Source organism: Mesorhizobium intechi (assembly GCF_002879535.1).
In the GTDB taxonomy this organism is placed as follows: Bacteria; Pseudomonadota; Alphaproteobacteria; order Rhizobiales; family Rhizobiaceae; genus Mesorhizobium; species Mesorhizobium intechi.
Window position 1 is genome coordinate 1 of sequence record NZ_PNOT02000139.1, and the last position, 19,777, is coordinate 19,777.

The following is a 19,777-nucleotide window of genomic DNA, read 5'->3' on the forward strand; positions in this document are numbered from 1 at the left end:
CGCGCGCCCTGAAGGACGCGCGACGCCATGACCTAACGTATTGATTTTACGACGGTATCTTGACCACGACTTCGGTCTGGGTACCAGCTTTCGGCTCGAAGGACGCGGACTTTGTTTTCGAGCCATCGACTTCAAGCAATATCGTCTTGGTCTTTTTGTCGCGAACGACATGAACCTTGATCTCGGCGCCCAGCATCTTGAGCGAAGCCTGGTAGCCATCCCAATGGCTGGGCAGTTTCGGCCGGAACGTGATCTGCTTGCCGCGCCGCTCGATGCCGAGGATGCTTTCGACCGCCGCCCGGTAGAGCCAGCCGGCCGAGCCGGTGTACCAGGTCCAGCCGCCACGCCCGCCCTTGTCGTCTCCGGCATAGATATCGGCGGCCACCACATAGGGTTCGACGCGGTATTTCTCGGCCGAGGCTTCGTCGGATGCGTGGTTGACCGGGTTCAGCATGGAGAAGCATCGGTAGGCTTCGTCGGTCTGCCCCATCTCGGCCAGCGCGGTGACGAACCACGTCGCCGCATGCGTGTACTGGCCGCCATTCTCGCGCACGCCGGGCGGATAGCTCTTGATGTAGCCGGGGTCCTTCTGCGTCTTCGAGAAGGGTGGAGTGAACAGTTTGACGATCTTGAGTTCGTCGTCGACGAGCAGGCTGGTCGCCTGTTGCATCGCCGTCGTCGACCGTGCCGGGTCGCCCTCGCCTGAAAGCACGCTCCAGGACTGGGCGATGGAGTCGATCCTGCACTCTTCGGAGGTGCGCGACCCCAAGGGCGTGCCGTCGTCAAAACTGCCGCGCCGGTACCACTCGCCGTCCCATGCCGTGCTCTCGAGCGCCCGTTTCAGCGCCTCGGCATGCTTTGCCCAGGCCTGCGCGCGCTTGCTGTCGCCCTCGCTCTTGGCGACGGGGGCGAAGTCGCCCAGCGTCTTCAGCAGGAACCAGCCCAGCCACACGCTCTCACCCTTGCCGTGCTCGCCGACACGGTTCATGCCGTCGTTCCAGTCACCGCCAAGGATCAGCGGCAGGCCGGCGGGACTGCTGCGCTTGATGGCCAGGTCGAGCGCCCGCGCGCAATGGTCGTAGAGCGACACCGTCTTCTTCGAGATTTCCGGGGTGAAGAAGGCATCGTGCTCGCCCTCGCCCAGCGCCTGCCCGTCGATGAAAGGCAGTTGCTCCTTGAGGATGGCGGCGTCGCCGGTCACACTGAGATAGCGCGCCGTGGCGTGGGCCAGCCAGACCACGTCGTCGGAAATCATGGTACGCACGCCGGCCCCGGTGCGCGGCAGCCACCAATGCTGCACGTCGCCCTCCGGGAACTGGCGTCGCGCGGCGTTGAGTATCTGGTCGCGCGCCAGTGTCGGATCATGCGCCAACAGCGCCAGCGTGTCCTGCAGCTGGTCGCGGAAGCCGAAAGCGCCGCTTGCCTGGTAGAAGGCCGAGCGGGCGCGGATGCGGCAGGCAAGGCTCTGATAGGGCAGCCAGTGATTGACCATTGCATTGAGCGCCTTGTCCGGCGTCTCAACCTGGATGGTGTCGAGGAAACCGCGCCACTCGCGCTCATTGTCGGCCAGGCGCTGGTCGAAATCCTGGCCCCGGTGCTTCAGCACCAGCGCGCTCGCCTGCGCCGGGGTGTCGGCATCGCCGAGCAGCCAGAGCAGCGTAACGTCGCCCCCGGCCGGAATCTCGACGTCGCGGGCGATCGCCGCGCAAGGATCGTCGCCGGCTTCGACCCGGCCCGACAGGGCCGCGCCGGTCAGCACCGCCTGCGGCAGTTCGCTCGACCCGTGCCGGCCGAGGAACTCCGAACGATCCGACGTCACCGAATGGACAGCGGCGTCGGCGGCCAGGAAGGCCACGCGCTCGCTGAAATCGAGCCCATAGGGGTTTTGCGCCAGCAATGCGCCGGTCGCCCCGTCGCGGGACGGGACGATGGTGGCGGCCGTGCGCGACCGATGTCCGCCAAGCACCCATTCGGCATAGGCATAGACGCGCAGACGCGCCGGCACCGGGCCTGAATTCTGGATGCGCAGCCGCGTGATCTTCACCGGATCGACCGGGTCGACCACATGGGTCAGGTCCATCGACAGCGGCCCGCGCTTCGTGCGGAAGGTGGAGAAGCCCTGGCCATGCCAGGCCTCGTAGGTCATCGAGGGATCGCGCACCACGGCGGCGATCGGCGAGAACGCCCTGCCGCTGGCCTGATCGTAGATATAGATGCCCTCGCCCGGCCGGTTCGAGACCGGATCGTTGGACCACGGGGTCAACTGGTAGTCGCGGCTGTTGCGGCTCCAGGTGAAGGCTGCCCCCTCTGCGGAGGTGTGGAAGCCGAACGAGGCGTTGGAGACGACATTGATCCAGGGCTGCGGCGTGGTGCGCCGGCCAGCCAGACGCACCACATAGTGCCGTCCGTCGCCGTCGAAACCGCCAAAGCCGTTCCATTGGCTGAGGCCAGAGCCATCGGCACTGACATCCGCCACGGACTGCGAGGCAAAGGCATGCGCCACGAGTGCCGGGATGTCGCGCGGAGCCGGCAATCCGGTGGACGGCAGGCCGTCGCGCGCCTGCAAGGCAGCCGCCTCGGCCCGTTCGATCTGATCGAAGATGGTGCCGTTGCGCGTGTGCAGCACCACCCGGGCGACGGCGAGCAGCGTCTTGTAGGTGGTCTCTTCCATCAGGTCGCGGCGCACCGCGAAGATGTGCTGGCGGGGACCGAGTTCCTTGCCGCGCAGACGGCTGTTTTCGCACAGCGTCTCGACCGCGCGCTGCAGGTCCTGGACATAGGAGGAGGCCTGCTCGTTGACGACGACGAAGTCGATCATCATGCCGCGGGTGCGCATGTATTCCTGGAAGCGCAACGCCTGGGCGACGATTTCCAGATCGGCGACGTCGCCGATCCTGACCAGGAAGATCGGGAAATCGCCCGAAATGCTGGTCGGCCACAGGCTCGACTGCTTGCCGAGCCCCGAAGCGATGGATTCGGCCGGCAAGCGCAGGAACGCGTCCGGGTAAATCAGATAGCGCGCCAGTTTCTGCACATTGGCGGCGTCGGTCAGGCTGAGGCCCATATGACGGGTCTGCACCTGGCTGCGCGTCCAGGCCAGCATGGCCTGACGGGCAAAGCTCTCCTGATGGTCGAGGCGGTTTATCGCCTCTTCCAGTTCCGTGCGGTTGGCCCCGACGACGGTCCAGAAGGTCAGGGATATCTTCTTGTTTGCGGGCACGCGCACCTGACGGCGCAGCGAGGCGATGGGATCGAGCGTGAAGCCGGAATGACCGCCAAGCCTGGCGCCCGGATCGAAAGCGGCGGCATCGACGATCGAGCGGCCACGGCCGATAAAGGCGCGCCTGTCCGTCTCGGCCTCGGCATCGCGCGCCGGACCGGACGGATCGGTGACGAAATGCGCCAGGGCAATATCGGGCTCGCTGGTTTCGCGCTTGCGGCGCGTGGCGAAGATCGCTCCGTTGTTGGCAGCGATTTCGGTCTCCACGAACATCTTCGAGAAGGCCGGATGCGCGTTATCGGAGGCCTCCAAACCCAGCACCAGTTCGGCAAAGGACGTCACCTCGATGAAACGATCGGACGTGCTTTCATTGTAGAGCGTGATGCGACGGCCCTCGCCATTGCCTTCGGAAACGACGATGCATTCGACCTCGGAGCGCAACGTGCCGACCAATTTGACGAAGCTCGCCTTGTCGTCGGAGAACAGGGTCTGCACCTTCTCCTCGGCCGCGCGCTTTGGCTCCGCCGTTGCCGACCACCAGTCTCCAGTGCTGACGTCACGCAGGAAGATGTAGGAGCCCAGACGGTCCTCCACCGGATCCGGCTGCCAGCGCGTAACGGAAAGATCGCCCCAGCGGCTGTAGCCGGAGCCGGTTGCCGTCACCATCACCGAATAACGACCGTTCGACATCACATTGGTCGAGCGCAGCGCCCGCAGGGGATCGAGCACGATGCGTGTGTCGGGGCTCTCGGTTTCGGTCTCGTCTTTCGCGCGCTCGTCGGCTTCGGTCCTGACGGTCGCGGTCGGGATGTCGCGCGGCGCCCTTTCTTGCAGCAGGAGTTCAGCCGATTCAATAACCGGATCGCTGTGGAAGCGGTCGCGCAGACGACCCTCGAAGATCGCGTCGGCGACCGCCGCGATCGACATGCCCGAATGGTGCGCATAGTAGTTCAGCACGACCGCGTGGTTGGTCCCTTCAGGCACGCGCTGCGGTGTGAAGTCGACCGCATCGTAAAAACCATGCGGGCCAAGCGCACCGATGTCGCGCAGACGCGCCAGATTCTGCACGGCTTCGCGCGGGTTGAACTGCGCCGCCAATATGGTGGCGTAGGGCGCGATCACCGTGTTCTGGCCAAGACCGCGCTTCAGCCCAAGCCCGGGCACGCCGAAATTCGTGTACTGGTAGGTCAGTTCGCGGTCGCGGGCGTTGTAGGCCGCTTCCGAGATGCCCCAGGGCACGTTTTTCTGGCGACCGTACTGGATCTGACGCTTGATGATCAGCTTGCTGGTCTGGTTGAGGATCGAGCCCTGCGCCTCCTTCATCACCAGCGGCGGCATCAGATACTCGAACATCGAGCCCGACCAGGACATCAGCGCGCCCTGGAAACCGATCTCGACGATCGGACGGCCGAGCCGGAACCAATGTTCGGTCGGCAGGTCGCCCTTGGCGATGGCGAACAGGCTGGTCAACCGCGCCTCGGAGGCGAGAAGGTCGTAGCAGCTTTCGTCGAGCTGGTGTTCCTCGACCCGGTAGCCGATCGACAGCAACTTGCGTTCCGGCCGCATCAGGAAGGCGAATTCCATCTCGAAGGCGAAACGACGGGTGCGCTCGCGCAAGGTCAGAAGTTTGGCGCGCAGCGCTTCGACGGCGTTGTCGTCGCTGTGGGCATCATGGACATGTGCCTCGCATGTGGCTTCCAGCCTCGCCGCCCAGTCGACGATGATGTCGCTCTGGGCCGAGGCCGCCTCGGTGTGGATGGCGGTGGCCAGCTTGCGGATCTCGCCCGCCAGCACGGCGAGGTTGATGGTGCGGATCGAGGCCATTTCCGGCTGCGCCTTGATCGTCTCGACGGCACGCCGCATGCCGTCCAGCCGATCGACGAGACGCTGGCGCAGAGGCCTGAGCTGACGACGATCGTCGGGCAACTCATCGAGGCTTTCGCTCAGGATGGTGACCGTGTCGAGAATGCCTTCGAAATCACCCTGGAGGTGAACGGAAGGCGCTTCCGCCCATTCGGCACAGGCAGCCGCCACGGCCACCAGATGGCCGGCGAGATTGCCGCTGTCGACAGCCGAAATGTAGAGCGGGTACAGCGGCTTCAGCGTCGTGGTGTCGTACCAGTTGAAGAGATGGCCGCGGTGGCGCGGCATGCTCTCTATGGTCGTCATGGTGGCGTCGATGCGGGTGATGGCATCCGACAGGCTGATCCAGCCGAAATCGCGCGCCGAGACCACCGACAGGAGATAGACGCCGACATTGGTCGGCGACGTGCGCGGCGCCACGACCGGTGCCGGGCTTTCCTGGAAATTGTCCGGCGGCAAATTGTGATGCTCCGCCGTGACGAAGCTTTCGAAATAGTGCCAGGTGCGCCGCGCAATGGTGCGCAGCGTGTGGATATCGGCCTGCGATATGCGCAGCCGATCCTCGGTTTCGGCCGAGCGGCTGATCCAGCTGGCGATCGCCGGCGAGCCGATCCAGAACAGGGCGAAGAAGAAGGCGACGAAGGCGCCGGTGGAATCGGCCAGCACCGGAATGGCCAGTCCGACGATGCCGATGATGACGGCGCCGTACATCATGCCGTAATAGGAGCCGACATCGTTGTCGCCGGCCTTGTGAGCCTGGGAAGCGGTGCGCCATTCCAGAAGATTCTGGCGGCTGACGAACAACCGGTAGAGCGTGCGCACGATGGCGTCGCCCATCATCCAGGCGTTGTGCGCCATCAGCACGATCTTCAGCGCCACCATGGCGGTGCCGAAGGCGACATCGCGCGCCAGCGCCGAGAAATGACCGCGCGGCGTCTGATCGCCGCTCTTGGGCAGGATGGCGTTGACGACATCGAAGGTCGGCGCCATGAACAGGCTGAGGATCAGCAAGGCCTGCCATTGCGCGGCCTGCGTGAAGGGCAGCAGGGTCCAGCCGGCAATCGCCGCCATCACCCAGAAGATCGGCGTCAGCGAGCGGCGCAGATTGTCGACCATCTTCCAGCGCGACAGGGCCGGAACGCCGGAGCGCGGATCGAGGATGAAGCCCAGAAGCTGCCAGTCGCCGCGGGCCCAGCGATGGTGACGCGAGGCGTCCACCGAGTAGCGGGTCGGATAGTCCTCGACCAGTTCGACGTCGGTGACCAGCGCCGCGCGCGCCAGCGCGCCTTCGAGCAGATCGTGGCTGAGCACGGTGTTTTCCTCGATGCGGCCTTGCAAGGCGGCTTCGAACGCATCGACATGATAGAGGCCCTTGCCGGTGAAGGACCCGTCGCTAAAGACATCCTGATAGAGGTCGGAGACAGCGAAGACATAGGGGTCCAGGCCGCGATTGGCCGAGAACACACGCTGGAAGAACGAGGCCTCGTCGCCCGATGTCAGCGAAGCGGTGATGCGGGGCTGCAGGATCGTGTAGCCGGCGGTGACGATGCGCCTGGCGGCGTCGAAATGCGGACGGTTGAGCGGATGGCAGAGCTTGCCGACGAGGCTCGCCACCGCATCGCGTGTGGTGCGCGTGTCGGCGTCGAGCGTCATTACATGCACGACTTTTTCCGGCAGCGGCACGTCAAGCGGCAGGAAGGTCGTGTCGCTGTCGCCACGCAGCAAAAGGTCAAGCTCATGCAGTTTGCCACGCTTGCGCTCCCAGCCCATCCAGGCCCCTTGAGCGGCGTTGAAGAGGCGGCGGCGATGCAGGATGTAGAAGCGCGGCGCGCCTTGTGCGGGATAGCGGGCGTTGAGACGGGCGATCTCGGCGCGGGCATATTCGAGGATCTCGGTGTCGGCCGCATCGATCTCGATCTTGCTGTCGGGCCAGTCCGACAGCAGCGCGAAATGGATCTCGTCCACCAGATTGGCAAGGTAGTGGACTTCGAGGTTGCGGATGTTTTCCTCGACATCGTCGCGCGAGCCGATGAGCGATGGCACAACCACCAGCGTGCGCGCCTCGGGCGGCACACCGTGCCTGTAGTCGTAGCCGATCAGGCGTGTCGGCTTGAGGAAGAGCGAGACGACAGTGTTGAAGAAGGCCAGCGCGCCTTCGCTCGCCGGCACGGCAAACAGCGCCAGCATCAGGACGATCGAGGTCACCGAAAGGCCGAGATTGGCCAACGCGTTGCCGGTGAGGACAAGAAGCAGCGCCGTCAGTGCGAAAACAGGCAGGACGATGCCCAACCATCCGGTCTTGGCGAAGGTCCGCTTGACCGTCTGGCTGATGGTGGGCCGATAGTCGATCGCTTTTTCCAGCTCCAGACGGCGCGGACCGACGAGGAAGAAGCCGACATCGGTATGCGCGGACGGAGCCGGAGCGGAATCGTCGCCGTCGCCGGCCGACACGTGTTCGCTGGCGGCGTGTTCGCTAGCGGCCTGGCCGGCCAGTTCGATCGCCTTTTCAGCGACGCGATATTCCGACAGGTTCGAGCGGCGGGCAAGTTCCTCGATCGCGGTGCGGTATTGGTCGCGCGAGAAGAAGTCGAGCGCGGCGAAATCGGTGCGCTCGCGCAGCACGGTGTCGATGCGGCTGACGCCTTCGAACCAGACTGTCCAGTCGACATCGTTGATGAGGCGCAGGCCGCGGATGATGTTGCCGGTCGTGACATTGCCACTGGACAGCGTGTGATGCTCGGAGATGATGATCTCCTCGGCATCGGAGCCGGTCTTTTCGAGCTCGCCTTCCAGCCATTCCAGGGCCTTGCCGGCGTTCTGCGAGCCATCGCGCAAGCGATAGAGAAGCTGCGTGGCAAAGGTGGTGTCCTGCGCGTGAGCGCTGAAATTGGCCAGGATCGCCTGGCGGTCGGCACTCCCGTCGGTCGCCAGCACCTTGTCGGCCACGTCGTTGGCGATCTGGCGCATCTGGCGGGTGCGATTGACCCTGACGGCCAGCCGGCGGAGATTTTCGATCAGCACGAAGCGCAAAAGCGACGGCAGCGCCCAGAGTTCACCGATCTTCAGCGGCTCGACCGACTGAAAACCCTGGACGATGGACTTGAACATGGTCGCCGAGACCGAACTGTCCGAATGCGCCACATAGGTCCAGGCCAACGCCAGCGCGCGCGGCACGGTGCCGCCGTCAGGCAGTTTCAGCGTTGGCAACTGACGATAGAAGCGGCGCGGCAGGTCGCGCTTGACCTGAAAAATGGTTTCCTCGACCAGATAGTTGTTGTCGAGCAGCCATTGCGCGGCCGGGGTGATCGTTTCACCCTTGGCCTGCGCCGCATTAGTCGAACGGTAGACTTCGAGGATCCTCTTGGCGCTGTCGCGGATGCGGGCCTGGAAATCGAAGGGGATCAGGCCGAAAAGGTCGGCGAGATCGCCCTTTGCCAGGCTTTCGCCGAGCAGCCTCAGGCGCTCCTCCGGCAGGAATGTCGACCTTATCGGCTCTTCCGTGATGGCCGGGAAGCTCGCGCTTGTCTTCTCGATCTGGGCAGGATTCGTCTGAATATTCATTGAAAATTCCGTAAGCGGGCACTCAGCGGCGTCACCGCCACGGCAATGGCCCTAAAACCGGTTCAAATGCAATTGGTTGCATCAACCCCTATGCCGAAAGTTTGTTTCCGCACCACGACAGAGCGTCATCTTTCGACCAAACTCAAAGACGAGCGCCCCTCGCTCTCGTCAGGATCGATCGACGGAGAGGATTCGGGCTTTTTCGTGATCCCGGCAGGAGCTTACGCTATATTTCGCCGGCGTGCGATCATGTTTGGAAACAGGCGGTAACCGTTGGCGCGAAAGCGTCAGGCGGCGGTGGCTATCCGGACCACGAACAGCGTCATATCCCGCGCCGGCTTGACCTTCAGGATAGGCGTCTCCGGCCCGACCAGCAGCGTGTCGAGCGGCCCGAGGCGAATTGACCCAGCCTCCGGGAAAACAGCTTCGCCCTTGTGGCAAAGAATGAGGGCCGAACCGGCCCGAGTCGCGATGTCCACAGGCTGCGAAATGGCCAGGCGCTCGACCGTATGCAGCGCGCGACCGCGGCGCGTCATGACGTTGAGGTCGGTGATCGGGCCGGCGATCAGCGTGGCACTGGTCGGCAGGTCTGCTGGAAAGGCAAAAGGCGCGGACGCCGGCGTCAGCCGCACCGCGGGCCGGTCAGCGACATCGAGCACGATGCCATCGCCTTCCAGCACCGACAGCGTGCGATCTATGCCGGCAAAGCTGGAAAACGGCCCACTGCCCTTGACGCGGGCTATCGACACGCGCCAGTCGAATTCGTCAAGGCCGGCGCCGTTGGGCGAGACGGCGATTTCGGTCGTCGTGCCGCCGCCGTTCTTCCACGGCATGACGCGGTAGTCGGCGGCACGAAGAATGCGCATGATTTCAGCCTGTCAGCCGAGAATGCCGGGCAAATTGAGCTGGTGCTCCTTGGCGCACCCGATCGCGATGTCGTAGCCGGCATCGGCGTGGCGCATGACGCCGGTCGCCGGATCGTTCCACAGCACCCGCTCCAGGCGCCTGGCGGCGTCCTGAGTGCCGTCGGCGACGATGACCATGCCGGCATGCTGGGAAAAGCCCATCCCGACGCCGCCGCCATGATGCAGCGACACCCAGGTGGCGCCCGACGCTGTGTTGAGCAGCGCATTGAGCAGCGGCCAGTCGGACACGGCGTCCGAGCCGTCCTTCATGGCCTCGGTCTCGCGGTTCGGCGAGGCGACCGAGCCGGAATCGAGGTGATCGCGGCCGATGACGACCGGCGCCTTGAGTTCGCCCCTGGCCACCATCTCGTTGAAGGCGAGGCCCAGCCGGTGGCGGTCGCCGAGACCGACCCAGCAGATGCGCGCCGGCAGGCCTTGGAACGAGATCCGCTCGCGCGCCATGTCGAGCCAATTGTGCAGATGGGTGTTGCCGGGCGTCAGTTCGCGTACCTTGGCGTCGGTCTTGTAGATATCCTCGGGATCGCCGGAGAGAGCGGCCCAGCGGAACGGACCGATGCCGCGGCAGAACAGTGGGCGGATATAGGCCGGCACGAAACCGGGGAAGGCGAAGGCGTTCTCAAACCCTTCGTCCTTCGCGACCTGGCGGATGTTGTTGCCGTAGTCCAGCGTCGGCACACCGGCGTTCCAGAAGGCCACCATCGCCTCGACATGTTCACGCATGGAAGCCCGGGCCGCCTTCTCGACCGCCTTCGGGTCGCTGACGCGCTTCTCACGCCACTCGGCCATGGTCCAGCCCTTCGGCAGATAACCGTTGATGGGGTCGTGGGCCGAGGTCTGGTCGGTGACCATATCGGGGCGGATGCCGCGCCTGAACATTTCCGGCACGATCTCGGCGGCATTGCCGAGCAGGCCGACGGACTTCGCCTCGCCGGCCTTGGTCCAGCGCTCGATCATCTCCATTGCCTCGTCTAGCGTCTCGGCCCTCTCGTCGACATAGCGGGTACGCAGGCGGAAATCGATGGAGTCCGGGTTGCATTCGATGGCCAGGCAGCAGGCGCCGGCCATCACGGCGGCCAGCGGCTGGGCGCCGCCCATGCCGCCGAGGCCGCCGGTCAGGATCCACTTGCCCTTGAGGTTGCCGCCATAGTGCTGGCGGCCGGCCTCGACGAAGGTCTCGTAGGTGCCCTGCACGATGCCCTGCGTGCCGATGTAGATCCACGAGCCGGCCGTCATCTGGCCGTACATCATCAGGCCTTTTCTATCGAGATCGTTGAATTTCTCCCAGGTCGCCCAGTGCGGCACGAGGTTGGAATTCGCGATCAGCACGCGCGGCGCATCCGCATGGGTGCGGAAGACGCCAACCGGCTTGCCCGACTGCACCAGCAGCGTCTCGTCCTCGCCAAGCGTCTTCAGCGAGGCGACGATGCGGTCGAAATCGTTCCAGGTGCGCGCGGCGCGGCCAATACCGCCATAGACGACCAGTTCATTGGGGTTTTCGGCGACATCGGGGTCGAGATTGTTCATCAGCATGCGCAGCGGCGCTTCGGTCGTCCAATAGCGGGCGTTGAGCTTGTCACCGCGGGGCGCGCGGACTTCACGGATGTTGTGTCGAGGATTGTTCATCATTGTCCCTTTCGAATGAGATGCGCGGTGCTGCGGGAGCCGTCGGCGCTAATCCAGGTGATCCGCTCGTTGGCAGGATTGGAGGAATCGATCGTCATGGTGTAGCAGGCCCAAACATCAGAGGGTGGCCACAGCGAGCAGTACTGGTCACCACGCACGTCCCAGCGGCCTATCTGGTGACTGTCGCCTCTGGCATAGCTGGTTGCGCCGCCGTCATCGAAGTCTTGGGACCAGCCGTCGCCCTGGACCTGCGCGCCCTTTAGATCGGCAAGAATTTCCGGCCCTCTCATCGCCACTTCGGCGGCGAATGCCGAAATGATTGCAGCTAAAACCAACCCCGCCGCGAGAAGGAATGTCCTGACATGTCCGATCACTGCGTTCCTCCGAAGAATTGCCGGTCAGCCCTGCGCCCAGGCAATCGCGGTATTCAGAATGTTCTCCAGCGTTAAGCGGATCGGCGCCGCAAATCCGACGTCATAAGGCACCGGCCAATTGTCCGGCGAGCCCTTCTCCTCGGGCTCGCGCATGTAGCCACGATTGGAGAGTTCCATCTGCAGCGCATGCACGCCGCTCTGCGGCTGGCCGAAATGGCGCGTGATCCAGCCGCCCTTGAAGCGACCGTTGACCACCCATGTCTCGCCGGTTCCAGCGAGAATTTCGGCGACCTTTTCCTGCAGGACGGGATCGGCGCTGCTGCCGTCATTGGTGCCGAGATTGAACACCGGCAGCCTGCCCTCGAACAGACGCGGCAGCACCGAACGGATCGAGTGGCAGTCGTAAAGGACGATCTTTTCGTGCAAGCCACGCAAGCGGTCGATCTCAGATTGCAAGGCAGCGTGGTAGGGCATGAAGAATTTTTCGCGACGCTCGTCGACCTCCGACGGCCCCGGCTCTTCAGCCTCGCGGTAAAGCGGATCGCCATCGAAGGTCTCGGTCGGGCACAGACCGGTGGTCGCCTGGCCAGGGTAGAGCGAGGCGCCGGACGGGTCGCGATTGACGTCGATGACTGTGCGCGAGATCGCGGTGTGGACGACCGTGGCGCCGAGGCTTCCGGCGAAGTCATACAGCTTGTCGATCCACCAGTCGCAATCGCGGCGGCCGAGCCAGGGCGACACCAGCCGGGGTTCAAGGCCAGCGAGGTCGATGCCAGTGTGCGGGATCGACACCAGCAACGGCGCTGTGCCTCGGTTGACGGTGAGCCAGGGTGTGGCGGCCATCACGCCGCTCCCGCAATCGACGGCAGCGCCACCGCGCTGGCAGCCTTCACGGTCGCACCACTGCGCACCGTGGCGATCGCCTTTTCCATGTCGGGGTGGAAGTGGCGGTCATTGTCGAGATGCGGCACCTCGGCCCGGACCAGCTTGCGCACCGCTTCCAGGGCAGCACTCGACGCCAGCGGCTGGTGGAAATCGCAGCCCTGGGCGGCGGCCAGCAATTCGATGCCGATCACCGCCGTGGCATTCTCGACCATGCCGATCAGCCGGCGCGCGCCGTGTGCGGCCATCGAGACGTGGTCTTCCTGGTTGGCCGAGGTCGGGATGGAATCGACGCTGGCCGGATAGGCCTTCTGCTTATTTTCCGAAACGAGTGCGGCCGCCGTCACCTGAGGGATCATGAAGCCGGAGTTGAGGCCGGGCTTCGGCGTCAGGAAGGCCGGCATGCCGGACAGCGCCGGGTCGACCAGCATCGCGATGCGGCGTTCCGACAGCGAGCCGATCTCGCAGACGGCCAGTGCGATCATGTCGGCGGCAAAAGCCACCGGCTCGGCGTGGAAATTGCCGCCGGAAAGGGCGGTGTCGTCCTCGGCGAAGATCAGCGGATTGTCGGTCACGCCATTGGCTTCGGTGCCGAGCGTATCGGCGGCCTTGCGCAGCACGTCGAGCGCGGCGCCCATCACCTGCGGCTGACAGCGCAGGCAGTACGGATCCTGCACCCGCTCGTCGCCGACCCGGTGCGATTCACGGATGGCGCTGCCGGCCATCAGATTGCGCAGCGCCTCCGCCGTCTCGATCTGACCTCGATGCCTGCGCAGCAGATGAATGCGCGGATCGAAAGGCGCGTCGGACCCCTTGGCAGCATCGGTCGACAGCGCGCCGGCAACCAGCGCCGACTGGTATAGCACTTCGGCTTCGAACAAAGCGGCGAGCGCGTAGGCGGTCGAAAACTGCGTGCCGTTGAGCAGCGCCAGGCCTTCCTTGGCGCCGAGCGTCACCGGCTCCAGGCCGTGCGAGACGAACGCGACCTTGGCCGGGAACCGGCCATGCGGGGTAAAGCATTCGCCGACGCCGATCATCACCGCCGTCATGTGCGACAGAGGTGCGAGATCGCCGGACGCGCCGACGGAGCCTTGCGCCGGCACCACCGGGATGACGTCGTTGGCGAGCATGGCTTCCAGCAAATCGATGGTTTCGGGGCGCACCCCAGACGCACCTTGCGCCAAGCTGGCAAGTTTCAGCGCCATCATCAGGCGGGCAATTGCAACCGGCATCGGCTCGCCGACGCCGGCGGCGTGCGACAGCACAATATTGCGCTGCAAGGTCTCGAGATCGCCGGCGGGGATGCGCACGCTGGCCAGTTTGCCGAAGCCGGTGTTGATGCCATAGACGGGATCACCCTTGGCAACGATCCTGGCGACGGCCTCGGCGCTCGCCTTGATTTTTGGACGGCTGGCCTCATCCAGCTTCGGCACTGCGCCACGATAGATGGCGCGCCAGTCGGCCAGCGTCGCATTGCCGGGCTTCAGGGTCAGTTCGGTCATTGTCCTCTCCAGATACGGGCATGGAGCGGATTGAAGCCCATGCGATAAACGAGTTCGGCGGGGCGCTCGATGTCCCAGATCGCCAGGTCGGCGGATTTGCCGGCTTCCAGCGTGCCGGCCTTGTCGAGAAGGCCAAGCGCCCGCGCGGCCTCGCGGGTGACGCCGGCAAGGCATTCATCGACGGTCAGGCCAAAGAGCGTCGCCGCCATATTCATGGTGAGCAACAGCGAGGTGAGCGGCGAAGTACCGGGATTGCTGTCCGTCGCCACCGCCATCTTCACGCCATGGCTGCGGAACAGCTCGACAGGCGGCTTCTTGGTCTCGCGGATGAAGTAATAGGCGCCGGGCAGGATGGTCGCCACCGTGCCGGCCTTCGCCATCGCGGCGGCGCCTGCTTCATCGGTGTATTCGAGATGATCCGCCGACAACGCACCATAGCTGGCGGCCAGCGCGGCGCCGTGCAGATTCGAAAGCTGGTCGGCATGGAGTTTCACCGGCAGCCCGAGCGCTTTCGCCTTGTCGAAGACGCGCGCCATCTGTTCCGTCGAGAATGCTATGCCTTCACAAAAACCGTCGACCGCATCGGCCAGTCCATCGGCGGCAACCGCGGGAACAATCTGCTTGGCGACGAGATCGATGAAGGCATCCTTGTCACCCTTGGCTTCGGGCGGCAGTGCGTGGGCAGCCAGACAGGTCGTGCGGATCGTCACCGCCCGTTCGCCGCTCAGCCGACGGGCGGCACGCAATGACTTCTTCTCGTTGTCGAGATCAAGGCCATAGCCCGACTTGACCTCGACCGTCGTGACCCCTTCGGCCATCAGCGCATCGAGGCGCGGCAGCGCCTGGGCGACGAGGTCATCCTCGCTTGCCGCGCGCAGCGACCTGACCGAAGACACGATGCCGCCGCCGGCCCGGGCGACTTCCTCATAGGTTGCGCCGGCCAGCCGCATCTCGAATTCGTTGGCGCGGTTGCCCGCATAGACAAGATGCGTGTGGCAATCGATCAGGCCCGGCGTGATCCAGCGGCCCTCGCAATCGACGGTCTCGGCGCCCTGCCCCGCCGAAGCCGGCATGTCTGCTTCGGCGCCCGCATAAACAATGACACCATCGCGCGCGGCGATCGCGCCTTTCTCGACAATGCCGAGACCAGCCACACCGTCGGCCATGGTCGCCAGGCGCGCATTACGCCAGACACGATGGCCGCTCTTCCCGTCTGCTCCACCCATCATCTTTTCCATTTGAAAGGATGGCAATTATGTATATACATATTGAAACGCGACGCAAGTGGTCTCGTCGCCCGGGCATGCAGATTTGGAGACAGACGTGACGGCGATCTTTGCGGAACAGGCGCTGCTGCCGAAGGGCTGGCAAGGCAATGTCAGGATCGCGGTCGATGGGGACCGCATCGCCTCTGTCGAAGCGGCCGCCATTCCGCAGGCCGGCGACGAGCGCCACGCCATTGTCGTGTCCGGCATGCCCAATCTGCACAGCCACGCCTTCCAGCGCGGCATGGCCGGCCTGGCTGAGCTTCGCGGCCCCTCCGCCGACAGTTTCTGGAGCTGGCGCGAGGTTATGTACCGCTTCGCGTTGTCGATGACGCCCGATCAGGTCGAGGCGGTCGCCGCGCAGCTCTATGTCGAGATGCTGGAGGCCGGTTTTTCCCGCGTCGGCGAATTTCACTATCTGCACCACGACCGCGACGGAAACCCTTACGCCAATCTTGCCGAGATGGCCGAGCGCATCGCCGCCGCCGCCGGCGAAACGGGCATCGGCCTGACGCTGCTGCCGGTATTTTACGCGCACTCCTCGTTCGGCGGAGCGGCTCCGAACGAAGGGCAAAAGCGATTCATCAACGATGTGAATCGGTTCTCCCGGCTTGTTGAGAAGTCCCGCGAATCGGTTCGCGGGTTGAATCAGGCTGTCGTCGGTGTCGCCCCGCACAGTCTGCGCGCCGCCACACAGGAGGAATTGAGCCAAATTGCTGCTTTGGCGCCGGATGGGCCGATCCACATCCACGTCGCAGAACAGGTGAAGGAGGTCGAGGACTGCCTGGCCTGGTCCGGCGCACGCCCGGTCGAATTACTGCTGGCCAAAGCCGAAGTCGACCAGCGCTGGTGCCTGATCCACGCCACCCATATGACCGATGCGGAGACGATCGGCATGGCCAGGAGCGGCGCCATTGCCGGCCTCTGCCCGATCACAGAGGCCAATCTCGGCGACGGCACCTTTGCGGCCTCCCTGTTCATCGAGAATGGCGGCCGCTTTGGCATAGGCTCCGATTCCAACGTGCTGATCGGCCTGCCCGACGAGCTGAGGCAGCTCGAATATTCGCAGCGCCTCGCCCACCGCGCTCGCAATGTGCTGGCCGTGGCCGGTGGCTCGACCGGGCGGGCGCTGTTCGATGCCGCGCTCGAGGGCGGCGGCCGTGCGCTCGGCGCCGGCTCGTCACGGATTGTTGCCGGCGGTCCGGCCGATTTCGTCTCGCTCGACGCCGGCCATCCTTCGCTGGCCGGCAAGACCGGCGACGCCATCCTCGATGCCTGGATCTTCGCCAATGGCAGCACGATCGATTGCGTCTGGGTGCACGGCAAGAAGCAGGTCAGCGGCGGCAGGCATGCCAAGCGCGCGGCTATAGCCGAGCGGTTCCGCAAAGTCATGACCGACCTCTCGCAGAACTGAAGCAGGACGTTTGATGAGCTTGATCGAGGCAGATGATATTGACGGCGCAGAGAGCATCTCTCTGCACCAGCGCATCCTGTCCGACATCAGGGAAAGGATCCTGTCTGGCGCCTGGGCGCCCGGACATCGCATCCCCTTCGAGCACGAACTGACGACCGAGTACAATTGCTCGCGCATGACCGTGAACAAGGCGCTGTCGCAGTTGGCCAAGGCCGGGCTGATCGAACGCCGCCGCCGCTCGGGCAGCTTCGTCCGCCGCCCGCAGTCGCAGGCGGCGGTGCTGGAACTTCACGACATCAGGATCGAGGTCGAAGCGCTCGGCCTGCCCTATCGCTACGAGCGGCTGGAACAGCTGAAGCGCCGCAGCAACGCGGAGGACAGAGCACTGCTAGGGCTGTCCGCCACGGGGTCGGTGCTATGGGTCGAAGGCCTGCATTTTGCCGGCGAACGGCCATTCGCGCTCGAGCAGCGCCTGATCAATCTTTCCGCGGTTCCGGAAGCCGGCGACGAAGAGTTTCTGGAGATCGCCGCCGGCCCCTGGCTGATCGGCCGCGTACCATGGAGCGAGGCCGAGCACCGCATCCGTGCCATGGCCGCCGACGAGGCTATCGCCGACGCGCTCGACATCGATCCGGGCGCGCCCTGCCTGGTGGTCGAGCGCCGCACCTGGAGCGCTGAACGCCCGGTTACGCATGTGCGGTTTATCTATCCGGCGGAAAGCCACACGCTGGTGGCAAGGTTCACGCCGTCGCAGGGGTGAGGCGTGTCCAGCCGAAGGCTGGCGAAAAGCCAACGATTTGGCTTTTCGCATACCGAACGCCCGGAGCCATAGGGCAGTTGCGCAGCGGCCAGCGCCCCCCCTCTGCCCTGCCGGGCGAGGGGAAGAGATCGGCAGGTTCAACGTCGACGCCTTAAATCGCCGCCGTGACAATAATCTCGACCAGGTATTCCGGCCCGGCGAGCTTGGCTTCACCGGTGGCGCGGGCGGGGGTGTGGCCCTGCGGCACCCACTTGTCCCATTCAGAATTCATCTCGGCGAAGGTACTCATATCGGCCAGCCAGATGATCGCCTGAACGATCTTGGTCTTGTCGGTTCCGGCCTTGGCCAGCAATTCGTCGATGGTCGTCAGGATGTCGCGGGTCTGCGAGGCGACGTTGCCTCCGGGCTCGCCGACCTGGCCGGCCAGATAGACGGTGTTGCCGTGGATGACAATCTGGCTCATGCGCGGACCAACATCGATGCGACGAATGCTCATGGGAGGTTCCTTCCTGTTGTGGGTGGCGACTGTTTAGAGTTGCGGTTCGCTTCGGGCAAGGCCGCCGGGGCCAAATCCCCTTGGACCAGTGCGCAAGGGACTCACGGCAAGTTGAGCCTACGGTCGCAATTCCGCCCGAATGGCTTGTTGACTAATGTAATAACATCACATATCCAATCGGCCCTTGCCCGCGGCCGGATTTCGCTGCTCCACGGAACGACATGACGCAGACCTGCCTGACATTCCGTGACCTGACGCTGGGCTACAACAGCCACCCGGCGATCCACCATCTCGACGGGACGATCCGCAAGGGCTCACTGACCGCCGTTGTCGGCGCCAACGGCTCCGGCAAGTCGACGCTGATGAAGGGCATTGTCGGCGTGTTGAAGCCTATGGCCGGCGAGGTTGTTCGCGCGCCAGGCGTGCGCGCCGCCTACCTGCCGCAGCAATCGGAACTGGACCGCTCCTTCCCGGCGCGGGTCGTCGACCTGGTCTCTCTCGGTCTCTGGCCAAAGCGCGGCATGCTCGGCCGCCACACATCAGAGGATCGCGCCGCGGTCAGCCAGGCACTGACGGCGGTCGGCCTTGGCGGCTTCGAGAAGCGGCCGATCGACACGCTGTCGGGTGGCCAGCTGCAGCGCACGCTGTTTGCCCGCGTGTTGCTGCAGGATGCCGACCTGATCCTGCTCGACGAACCGTTCAATGCCGTCGATGCCAAGACGGTGGGCGACCTGATTGCCCTGATCAAGCGCTGGCATGGCGAGGAACGCACCATCATGGTCGTCGTCCATGATCTCGAGCTGGTGCGGCAGAACTTTCCCGAGACCTTGCTGCTTGCCCGCCAGCCGATCGCCTGGGGGGAAACGCGCGAGACGCTGAAGCCGGAAAACCTGCTGCGCGCCCGTCGCTTCCACGAAGCCTGGGAAGAGAACGCGCCCTGGTGCGAACCGGACGAGCACGGTCATGATCATGCCAATGGTCACAACCATCATGGCCACGACCATCACCATGGCGCCGGGCCGAGGGCTGCCTGATGGAAGCGCTCTACGGTCTGTTCGTCGCACCGTTCGCCGATTTCGGTTTCATGCAGCAGGCGCTGTTCGGCTCGCTGATGCTGTCCATCGGCGCCTGCCCGATCGGCGTCTTCCTGATGCTGCGGCGCATGAGCCTGTCGGGTGACGCGATGGCGCATGCCATCCTGCCGGGTGCGGCCGCCGGCTTCCTGTTCTACGGGCTGGAAATCCTGCCGATGACCGTTGGTGGCCTGATTGCCGGCATCATCGTCGCGCTCGGCGCGGGTGCTGTCTCGCGTTTCACTATCCAGCGCGAGGACGCCTCGATGGCGGCCTTTTATCTGATTTCGCTGGCCATCGGCGTGCTGATGGTGTCGATCCGCGGCTCCAGCGTCGATCTCATGCATGTGCTGTTCGGCACGGTGCTGGCGCTTAACAATGAGGCGCTGACGCTGATCGGCGGCATCGTCGCGGTGACGCTGGTCAGCCTCGCCATCTTCTGGCGGGCGCTGGTCGCCGAATGCCTCGATCCGCTGTTCCTGCGGTCGGTCAGCCGGATGGGCAGCCCGGTGCATTTCATTTTCCTTGGTCTGGTCGTGCTCAACCTCGTCGGCGGCTTCCAAGCGCTCGGCACGCTTCTGTCGGTCGGACTGATGATGCTGCCGGCAGCCGCCGCCCGCTTCTGGACAGTGCGCGTCGAGCCGATGTGCGTGCTGGCCGTGCTGATCGGCTTTGCCTCATGCATCGCCGGGCTGCTGTTGTCCTATCACGCGTCGCTGCCGTCCGGCCCCGCCATCATCCTGTCGGCCGGCGTCGTCTACTTCGCCTCGATCCTGTTCGGCACGCGCGGCATTCTGCGCGCCCGCATCATCCATCAC

The 19,777-nt window shown here is 64.7% G+C and carries 12 protein-coding genes; 4 read left to right on the top strand and 8 right to left on the bottom strand.

Annotated elements, in window-relative coordinates:
- Positions 1–46: 46 nt before the first annotated feature.
- The 7 genes from C1D09_RS12150 to hutI all read right to left on the bottom strand — a co-directional run bounded on the left by C1D09_RS12150 (position 47) and on the right by hutI (position 15,177).
- The gene (locus C1D09_RS12150; RefSeq protein WP_143974545.1) at positions 47–8,644 is read right to left on the bottom strand and encodes a glycoside hydrolase family 94 protein; all 8,598 of its coding nucleotides are present in this window, start codon (positions 8,642–8,644) and stop codon (positions 47–49) included.
- Between the two features lie 287 nt (positions 8,645–8,931).
- Positions 8,932–9,510: a HutD/Ves family protein gene (locus C1D09_RS12155; RefSeq protein WP_143974547.1), complete on the bottom strand. Its 579-nt coding sequence runs from the start codon at positions 9,508–9,510 to the stop codon at positions 8,932–8,934.
- 12 nt (positions 9,511–9,522) lie between these two features.
- Entirely contained in the window at positions 9,523–11,196 is a 1,674-nt protein-coding gene (gene hutU / locus C1D09_RS12160; protein WP_208760372.1) for a urocanate hydratase, read from the bottom strand.
- A complete protein-coding gene (locus C1D09_RS12165) occupies positions 11,193–11,567 on the bottom strand; it encodes a hypothetical protein (RefSeq protein ID WP_143974550.1) in 375 nt (124 codons plus the stop codon). The genes hutU and C1D09_RS12165 overlap by 4 nt, the downstream gene beginning before the upstream one ends.
- 24 nt (positions 11,568–11,591) lie before the next feature.
- Entirely contained in the window at positions 11,592–12,410 is an 819-nt protein-coding gene (gene hutG / locus C1D09_RS12170; protein WP_143974552.1) for an N-formylglutamate deformylase, read from the bottom strand.
- Positions 12,410–13,951 carry a histidine ammonia-lyase gene (hutH, locus tag C1D09_RS12175; RefSeq protein WP_143974553.1) on the bottom strand — a complete coding sequence of 514 codons (1,542 nt, stop codon included), beginning with the start codon at positions 13,949–13,951 and terminating at the stop codon, positions 12,410–12,412. Before hutH ends, hutG begins: the two co-directional genes overlap by 1 nt.
- A complete protein-coding gene (gene hutI, locus C1D09_RS12180) occupies positions 13,948–15,177 on the bottom strand; it encodes an imidazolonepropionase (protein ID WP_167514575.1) in 1,230 nt (409 codons plus the stop codon). The genes hutH and hutI overlap by 4 nt, the downstream gene beginning before the upstream one ends.
- Before the next feature lie 97 nt (positions 15,178–15,274).
- Between hutI and C1D09_RS12185 the strand changes: the two genes are divergently transcribed.
- Positions 15,275–16,630 carry a formimidoylglutamate deiminase gene (locus C1D09_RS12185; RefSeq protein ID WP_143974555.1) on the top strand — a complete coding sequence of 452 codons (1,356 nt, stop codon included), beginning with the start codon at positions 15,275–15,277 and terminating at the stop codon, positions 16,628–16,630.
- 13 nt (positions 16,631–16,643) lie between these two features.
- Positions 16,644–17,390: a histidine utilization transcriptional repressor HutC gene (gene hutC, locus C1D09_RS12190; protein WP_143974557.1), complete on the top strand. Its 747-nt coding sequence runs from the start codon at positions 16,644–16,646 to the stop codon at positions 17,388–17,390.
- Positions 17,391–17,541: 151 nt separating this feature from the next.
- Here hutC and C1D09_RS12195 read toward each other — a convergent pair whose 3' ends face one another.
- A complete protein-coding gene (locus tag C1D09_RS12195; RefSeq protein ID WP_143974559.1) occupies positions 17,542–17,886 on the bottom strand; it encodes a RidA family protein in 345 nt (114 codons plus the stop codon).
- Positions 17,887–18,107: 221 nt separating this feature from the next.
- On the opposite strand from C1D09_RS12195, the gene aztA reads away from it, so the two are divergent.
- Together aztA and aztB are read left to right on the top strand one after the other, a co-directional pair.
- A complete protein-coding gene (gene aztA, locus C1D09_RS12200; RefSeq protein ID WP_143974561.1) occupies positions 18,108–18,920 on the top strand; it encodes a zinc ABC transporter ATP-binding protein AztA in 813 nt (270 codons plus the stop codon).
- On the top strand, positions 18,920–19,777 hold an 858-nt coding region (gene aztB / locus C1D09_RS12205), incomplete at its 3' end, for a zinc ABC transporter permease AztB (protein ID WP_143974563.1). The genes aztA and aztB, both read left to right, overlap by 1 nt.